At 67.3% G+C, this 2,253-nt stretch carries 1 protein-coding gene; it reads left to right on the forward strand.

Annotated features, from left to right (window positions below; genetic code table 11):
* The coding region (locus L995_RS11525) for a TonB-dependent siderophore receptor (RefSeq protein WP_047471794.1) at window positions 1-2,047 on the forward strand (2,047 nt) is incomplete at its 5' end.
* Window positions 2,048-2,253: the final 206 nt, after the last annotated feature.

Genomic DNA, 2,253 nt, shown 5'->3' on the forward strand with positions numbered 1-2,253 from the left:
CCAGACACTCAGGACCGTGCTGGTCACGGCCTCGGCCCAGGCCAGCCCCACCACCGAAGGCTCGGGCTCCTACACCACGCCGGCCACGGCGGCGGCCACGGGCCTGAGCCTGTCGCTGCGCGACACGCCGCAGTCCGTCAGCGTGCTCACGCGCCAGCAGATCGAGGACCAGGGCCTGCTCTCGCTCAACGACGCCATGCGCAGCGTCACCGGCATCCATGTCGTCAGCTCGGACAGCGACCGCTCGGACTTCTACTCGCGCGGCTTCTACGTGGACAACCTGCAGTACGACGGCGTGCCCACCTCCATCGGCCTGTCGTTCTACGGCGAATCGGGCAACGACACCACCATCTATGACCGCGTCGAAGTGGTGCGCGGCGCCACGGGCCTGCTCACGGGCGCGGGCAATCCGTCGGCCTCCATCAACATGGTGCGCAAGCACGCCAACAGCAAGGTGTTCACGGGCTCGGCCTCGGCCAGCGTGGGCTCGTGGAACCACCATCGCGGCACGGTGGACCTGTCCATGCCGCTGACGCAGGACGGCCGCATCCGCGCACGCGTCGCCGGCATGGCCGAAGAGCGCGACTCCCATGTGGATCTCTACCACGCGCGCAAGCAGGTCTTCTACGGCGTGATCGATGCCGACCTCACGCCCGACACCACGCTCAGCGTGGGCGCCGACTACCAGGCCAACCGGCCCACCGGCTCGACCTGGGGCGGCCTGCCGCTGGTCTTCACGAACGGCATGCCGGCCGACTGGAGCACCTCCAAGACCACCGCCGCCAACTGGACGCGCTGGAACAGCACCAACAAAAGCATCTTCGCCAACCTGCAGCACCGCTTCGGCAACGACTGGAAGCTCAAGGCCAACTTCGTGCTCCGCGACAGCGCCTACGACGCCAAGCTGCTGTACCTCATGCGCCAGCCCGACATCACCACCGGCCTGGGCATGGCAGCCCTGCCCAACTACTCCGAATACAGCTTCCAGCAAAACAGCGCCGACCTGCAGGTGACGGGCGGCTGGGAACTGGGCGGGCGCCGCCATGAGGCCGTTGTCGGCCTGACCAGCAGCCGTGCCCGCGAACACAAGGCCGGCCATGCGCGCACCAGCCCCCTGCAGGACGTGGGCAACTACTACCAATGGGACGGCTCCTATGCCGAGCCCACCTGGGGGCCGCTGACCACCAGCAGCCTGGACCACACGCGCCAGGACGCGCTGTACGGCGCGCTGCGCCTGTCGCTGGCCGATCCGCTCAAGCTCATCGTGGGCGGGCGCCAGAGCAGCTGGAAGGTGCGCAGCCTCAGCGAGGTGCGCGACCACAACGTCTTCATCCCCTACGCGGGCCTGGTGCTGGACCTGAGCGAAGGCTTCTCGGCCTATGCCAGCTACACCGACATCTTCCAGCCCCAGAACTACCGCGACCGCGGCGGCAGCTACCTGGACCCCGTGGCGGGCAAGAGCTTCGAGATCGGCATCAAGGGCGAGCACCTGGACGGCAGGCTCAACAGCTCCCTGTCCGTCTTCCGCATCCAGCAGGACAACGTGGCCCAGCTGGACGAAGGCCAGGTCGTGCCCGGCACCACCGACTTCGCCTATTACGGCGCCAAGGGCGTGACCAGCAAGGGCTTCGAGGCCCAGCTCTCGGGCGAACTGGCCACGGGCTGGAACCTGTCGGCCGGCATTGCCCACACCGTCGCGCGTGACGCCCAGGGCCTGTCCATCAACGCCTGGGCGCCCAAAACCCAGGCCCAGCTGTTCACTTCCTACCGCCTGCCCGGTGGATGGAATCAGCTCACCGTGGGCGGCGGCCTGCAATGGCAAAGCCGCACCCGCGCCAGCGTCTTCGTGGCGGGCAATGACCTGGTCTTCGAGCAGAAATCCTTCGCCACCGCCAGCCTCATGGCGCGCTACGCCTTCAGCCCCAGGCTCTCGCTGCAGCTGAACCTCAACAACCTCTTCAACAAGAAGTACTACGTCAACATCGACGGCCAGGGCCAGTTCGGCACGCCGCGCCAGGCCATGGCGGTGCTGAACTACAAGTTCTGAGCGGGGGCAGGGTGGGGCAGGGCGCATTCCGTTGCGCCACAGCCCCACGCCAGCCCCATTTCCGCCCCATTCCTCCCTTTGGGCCGCAGAAACAGACTATTCCTAGAGACAAGCACGCCGCAGCTGCCTAGATTGACCGACAACCCGGACACAGGCTTGCCTCCACCAGCTCCCCGCCAGACGCATGGCCGCCTCCTGCCCGAGAT

It is taken from the genome of Delftia sp. ZNC0008, from assembly GCF_000799035.1.
GTDB lineage: Bacteria > Pseudomonadota > Gammaproteobacteria > Burkholderiales > Burkholderiaceae_C > Comamonas > Comamonas tsuruhatensis.